This window comes from Vibrio profundi, assembly GCF_043642225.1.
In the GTDB taxonomy this organism is placed as follows: domain Bacteria; phylum Pseudomonadota; class Gammaproteobacteria; order Enterobacterales; family Vibrionaceae; genus Vibrio; species Vibrio profundi_A.
On sequence record NZ_JBHZSF010000002.1, the window covers coordinates 661,510 to 667,509 of the forward strand.

6 protein-coding genes are annotated in these 6,000 nt (G+C 42.7%); 4 read left to right on the forward strand and 2 right to left on the reverse strand.

Going from position 1 to position 6,000, the window contains the following annotated elements:
• Positions 1–106: 106 nt before the first annotated feature.
• The 4 genes from cysK to crr all read left to right on the forward strand — a co-directional run bounded on the left by cysK (position 107) and on the right by crr (position 4,108).
• Entirely contained in the window at positions 107–1,075 is a 969-nt protein-coding gene (gene cysK / locus ACHUFI_RS06525) for a cysteine synthase A (RefSeq protein ID WP_394247526.1), read from the forward strand.
• 302 nt (positions 1,076–1,377) lie between these two features.
• Positions 1,378–1,635, forward strand: a complete 258-nt coding sequence (locus ACHUFI_RS06530; RefSeq protein ID WP_032552209.1) for an HPr family phosphocarrier protein — start codon at positions 1,378–1,380, stop codon at positions 1,633–1,635.
• A gap of 134 nt (positions 1,636–1,769) precedes the next feature.
• Positions 1,770–3,494, forward strand: a complete 1,725-nt coding sequence (gene ptsI, locus ACHUFI_RS06535; protein WP_394247527.1) for a phosphoenolpyruvate-protein phosphotransferase PtsI — start codon at positions 1,770–1,772, stop codon at positions 3,492–3,494.
• Positions 3,495–3,598: 104 nt separating this feature from the next.
• Positions 3,599–4,108, forward strand: a complete 510-nt coding sequence (gene crr, locus ACHUFI_RS06540; protein ID WP_038203302.1) for a PTS glucose transporter subunit IIA — start codon at positions 3,599–3,601, stop codon at positions 4,106–4,108.
• Positions 4,109–4,178: 70 nt separating this feature from the next.
• Here the strand turns inward: crr and ACHUFI_RS06545 are convergent, their stop codons facing one another.
• A complete protein-coding gene (locus ACHUFI_RS06545) occupies positions 4,179–5,306 on the reverse strand; it encodes a flagellin (protein ID WP_394247528.1) in 1,128 nt (375 codons plus the stop codon).
• Between the two features lie 169 nt (positions 5,307–5,475).
• On the reverse strand, positions 5,476–6,000 hold a 525-nt coding region (locus ACHUFI_RS06550; RefSeq protein WP_394247529.1), incomplete at its 5' end, for a flagellin.

The window sequence follows — 6,000 nt, forward strand, 5'->3', positions numbered from 1 at the left end:
CATCTCCCTTAAGCTCATCTAAGTTCACAAAACACATGCGAGATACTAGACGGTATAGTGAATGACATACTACGTTTAGTCCGTCATTAAAATGAAGGAATATCAAATGAGCAAAATCTACGAAGACAATTCACTAACTGTTGGTAACACACCGCTAGTTCGCCTAAACAAAGTAAGCAAAGGTAAAGTACTTGCTAAAATTGAAGCTCGTAACCCTAGCTTTAGTGTTAAGTGCCGTATCGGTGCCAACATGATTTGGGAAGCAGAAAAAGACGGTTCTTTGAAACCAGGTGTAGAGCTAGTTGAGCCAACAAGTGGTAACACAGGTGTAGCACTCGCATTCGTTGCTGCTGCTCGTGGTTACAAGCTGACACTAACAATGCCTGAGTCAATGAGCCTAGAACGCCGTAAGCTACTTAAAGCACTAGGCGCGAACTTAGAACTGACTGAAGCCGCAAAGGGCATGAAAGGTGCTATTGCTAAAGCTGAAGAAATCGTTGCGTCTAACCCAGACAAGTACCTACTTCTTCAACAGTTCAACAACCCAGCAAACCCACAGATCCACGAAAAAACAACTGGCCCTGAAATTTGGGAAGCAACAGACGGCGAAGTTGATGTATTCGTAGCGGGTGTTGGTACTGGTGGTACTATCACAGGTACAAGCCGCTTCATTAAAGGTGAAAAAGGCAAGGCAATTACATCTGTCGCTGTAGAGCCTGCTGAATCTCCAGTTATCGCACAAGCGCTAGCTGGCGACGAAATTCAACCAGCTCCTCATAAAATTCAAGGTATCGGTGCAGGTTTCATTCCTGGAAACCTTGATTTAGAGCTTGTAGACCGCGTTGAATCTGTAACATCTGATGAAGCAATTGAAATGGCTCGTCGTCTAATGGAAGAAGAAGGAATCCTTGCTGGTATTTCTTCAGGCGCAGCAGTTGTTGCAGCAAACCGATTAGCGGAACTACCTGAATTTGCAGGAAAAACAATCGTAACTGTGCTTCCAAGCTCAGGTGAACGTTACCTAAGTACTGCGCTATTTGCAGGCATCTTTACGGAAAAAGAAAACCAACAGTAATATGTTGTCAAATCAATTTTTCGTCCAAAAAAGCCCCGTTTAGGGGCTTTTTTGTTGATCCCTGCCTCACCTTTGGTAATATCACACCTGTTTTATTTTTCGCTTCAAAATAAAAGAAGCAATAAACAGATTTCTGGAAGATTGTGAGTGACTGTGAAATTCAGCCTCATGATTGGAAAAAATTTAAATCAGTTTCAGTTCTGACACGAACAAAACTTTGATGCCCTAGCGGAATCAAGTTAAAGCGGTTAAGCTAATCTGGTTACAAACTTACAAAAAATAAATTAATTGGGGTATATAACATGTACGAGAAGCAAGTAGAAATCACAGCAGAAAACGGTCTTCACACTCGTCCAGCTGCACAGTTTGTTAAAGAAGCTAAGTCTTTCGACGCAGACATCACAGTGACTTCTAACGGCAAAAGCGCTAGCGCGAAAAGCCTATTCAAACTACAAACTCTAGGCCTAGTTAAAGGTACTGTAGTTTCTATTTCAGCTGAAGGCCCACAAGCTCAACAAGCTGTTGACCACCTAGTTGCTCTAATGGATCAACTACACTAATTCGGTCTTCTCTTTCAAAGCCATTTTGCTAAGCAAAGTGGCTTTGTTCGAAATAGATAAGAATAAGCTCGACACAATGTCGGCGACTAAGTCACCATTCTCCCGTTTACAGTTGACCAACTTAAGGTAAGGCTATGATTTCAGGCATCCTAGCATCTCCTGGTATTGCTTTCGGTAAAGCACTACTACTTCAAGAAGATGAAATTGTCCTAAACACTCAATCTATCTCAGACGATCAAGTTGAAGCAGAAGTTCAGCGTTTCTTTGACGCTCGTAACAAATCTTCTCAACAACTTGAAGTTGTTAAGCAAAAAGCACTTGAAACTTTTGGCGAAGAAAAAGAAGCAATCTTCGAAGGCCACATCATGTTGCTTGAAGATGAAGAGCTAGAAGAAGAGATTTTAGCACTCATCAAGAAAGACAAAATGCACGCAGATAACGCGATCTATACAGTGATCGAAGAACAAGCTTCTGCACTTGAGTCTCTTGATGACGAGTACCTAAAAGAACGCGCTACAGATATCCGCGATATCGGTAACCGCTTCGTTAAAAATGCTCTAGGCATCAACATCGTTTCACTAAGCGACATCGATGAAGAAGTTATCCTAGTTGCTTACGACCTAACTCCTTCTGAAACTGCACAGATCAACCTAGACTACGTTCTTGGTTTTGCTTGTGATATCGGTGGTCGTACATCTCACACTTCAATCATGGCACGTTCTCTTGAGCTTCCAGCTATCGTTGGTACTAACGATATCACTAAGCAAGTTAAGAACGGCGACATGCTTGTGCTAGACGCGATGAATAACAAAATCATCATCAACCCGTCAGAAGCTGAACTAGAAGCTGCGAAAAAAATCAAATCTGATTTCGAAGCTGAAGCGGCAGAACTAGCAAAATTAAAAGACCTACCAGCAATTACTCTTGACGATCATCAAGTAGAAGTTTGCGGTAACATCGGCACAGTAAAAGATTGTGACGGCATCATCCGCAACGGTGGTGAAGGTGTTGGTCTGTACCGTACTGAATTCCTATTTATGGACCGTGATGCACTTCCAACTGAAGAAGAGCAATACATCGCTTACAAAGAAGTTGCTGAAGCTATGCACGGTGAGCCAGTGATTATCCGTACTATGGATATCGGTGGTGATAAAGATCTACCGTACATGGATCTTCCACAAGAAATGAACCCGTTCCTAGGCTGGCGTGCAGTACGTATCAGCTTGGATCGTCGTGAAATCCTTCGTGACCAACTACGTGGTATCCTACGTGCTTCTGCACACGGTAAGCTTCGTATTATGTTCCCAATGATCATTTCTGTTGAAGAAATTCGTGAGCTTAAGAAAGCAATCGAAGAGTACAAAGCGGAACTTCGTGCTGAAGGTCTTGCGTTCGACGAAGAAATCGAAATCGGTGTTATGGTTGAGACTCCTGCAGCAGCAGCGATTGCTCACCACCTAGCGAAAGAAGTTTCTTTCTTCTCTATCGGTACTAACGATTTAACTCAGTACACGCTAGCAGTAGACCGTGGTAACGAGATGATTTCTCACCTATACAACCCACTATCTCCAGCGGTTCTTCTTGTAATCAAGCAAGTAATCGAAGCTTCTCATAAAGAAGGTAAATGGACTGGTATGTGTGGTGAGCTAGCAGGTGACGAGCGTGCTACATTACTTCTTCTAGGTATGGGCCTTGATGAGTTCTCTATGAGCGGCATCTCTATCCCTAAAGTGAAGAAAGTAATCCGTAACTCTAACTTCGCTGAAGTTAAAGCTATGGCTGACGAAGCTCTTTCTCTACCAACAGCTGAAGAAATTCAAGCGTGCGTAGACAAGTTCATCGCTGAGAAAACTCAATAATAACAAGTGACCAATCAAATAGACGGCTAAAAAATGTCGTCTATTTTGTGAGATTGGTATACTATATTTGACAGAATAAAACTAAACGTTAGGAGCATGACACAATGGGTCTGTTTGACAAACTTAAAAAGCTTGTATCTGATGACAGCGCTGATGCTGGTGCTATCGAAATTATCGCACCACTATCTGGTGAAATCGTAAACATCGAAGATGTGCCAGATGTAGTTTTCGCAGAGAAAATTGTTGGTGACGGTATCGCAATCAAACCAGCTGGCGACAAAATGGTAGCTCCTGTAAACGGTACTATCGGTAAGATCTTCGAAACTAACCACGCATTCTCTATCGAGTCTGACGATGGCGTTGAGCTTTTTGTTCACTTCGGTATCGATACTGTAGAACTTAAAGGCGAAGGCTTTACTCGCGTAGCAGAAGAAGGTCAAACTGTTAAAGCTGGTGACACTATCATCACTTTCGACCTTGCGCTTCTAGAAGAAAAAGCAAAGTCTACTCTAACTCCAGTTGTTATCTCTAACATGGACGAAATCAAAGAGCTGAACAAGCTTTCTGGTTCTGTAACTGTTGGTGAAACTGCAGTTCTTAAAGTAACTAAGTAATTTAGTTCCTTATGAATACGAAAACGCTGCCAATTGGCAGCGTTTTTTTATATGTGAACATTTCTAATTGTTAAGCTAACAAGCCGATAGCGGCACTCGAGCTTTGATTGGCTTGAGCATAAAGCGCTGATGTTGCCTTCTCTAACACCTGAGACTTTACTAGCTGAGTAGAAAGGCGCGCATAGTCCGCATCCCTGATCTGACCTTTAGCCGAAGAGATGTTGCTTTCCATACTTGTTAAATTATCTATAGTCCTGTCCACACCGTTTTGAAATCCACCAATTTCACTTCGGTGAGCATCGACATACTTTAACGACGCATCGATCACTGCAATCGCTAATTGAGAGCTTTCCACGCTAGACATATCGATATCCGTAAGAGTGATTGACTCCGCATCAGAAAACTCTAGCTCACTTGCCAAGCCTCCTGTCACGTCAAACCCCTCCGGCGCATTTTTCAACGACGCAAACAATTGCAGTTCATGATCCTCAGTAACAGAGGCTTGAACTATGTCTTGCTGGCCATTAATAAATGTCGCAGCTTGAAATATATCGTCACCGATTTTCAAGCTAATCTCTATATCTTGATCTTTCCCTAATTCATCTAGGTAAGAAAACTTCAGTTTGTTTTCACCTTGGGTCACTTGCCACCCATCATCTAGGTCCGCTTCCGCTTTTACATAACGTCCGCCCATTTCTGGAATTCGCGTTCGCATACTTTTTAGATCTAGCGATACTGCGTTTGCGTCTGGCCCAAGATAAAAACTTTTTTTCCCAAAATATCCATCGAACAGCTCTTCACCTGCAAAAGTTGTCGTTAACGCTATCCGGTCTAAGTCATCAATCAGCATTTTAGCTTCAATATCGATGTTCTCCCGTTCGCCCTGCGAATTGGCCCCATTTGCTGATTGCAAAGCTAAATCTCTCAGCTTCTGAAGCATATTAGTGCTTTCATGTAACGCACCTTCTGCAGTCTGAGCAATAGAATATGCATTAGTCGCATTCGTCAAAGCACTGTCAATGCCTCTCGTTTGAACATGAAGCCTATTCGAAATTTGCATGCCAGCTGCATCATCGCTCGCATTGTTAATGCGAGAACCTGAACGAAGTTTATTTTGGGCGTCGACAACCTGTGTTTGCGCATTGCCCAAGTACCGTTGAGCAATCATGGCAGACATATTTGTCTTAATTGACACCATTTATATTATTTCCCTCTCCTTCTTTTTTCTTCTTCCTTGCAGCCTTGGATACATCACCAAAATTTATCGTAAGATGAAAATTAATACACGGCAGAATTCGGTATATTTGCCCCATAAAAATAAAGCCAGGTGCTAGGCACCTGGCTTTAAAAGTTTTTATTCGGAATGTTTAGCCAAGCAAGCTTAGCGCTGAGTTAGGAGCTTGTTTCGCTTGCGCAAGGATTGAGCTTGACGCTTGAGAAAGAATTTGCGACTTAGTCATTTGCGTCGTTTCTTTCGCGAAATCAGTATCTTTAATACGGCTCTTAGATGCATTTACGTTTTCGTTAATGTTGTCTAAGTTGTTGATTGCGTGCTCGAAACGGTTTTGGAATGCACCCAGCTCTGCACGGTGGCTATCTACGTACTTCAATGCAGTATCGATAATCGCTACTGACTCTTGAGCGCCAGCGACAGAAGTAACATCAATAGTATCTACTGTTACTTGCTTGCCGTCTTGCATGCCCAGTTCACCAGCAAGACCACCTGAGAACGAAATCTCACCCTCAACTTTGTTGTTGCCTGCGAAGACTTGTAGCTTGCCATCGTCACTTACTGACGCTTTCACTAAATCTTGCTGACCGTTGATGTAAGTCGCTAGCTCTTCGATATCGTCGCCTGCTTTCGCGTTGATTTGAAGTTCTTGCTCGTTACC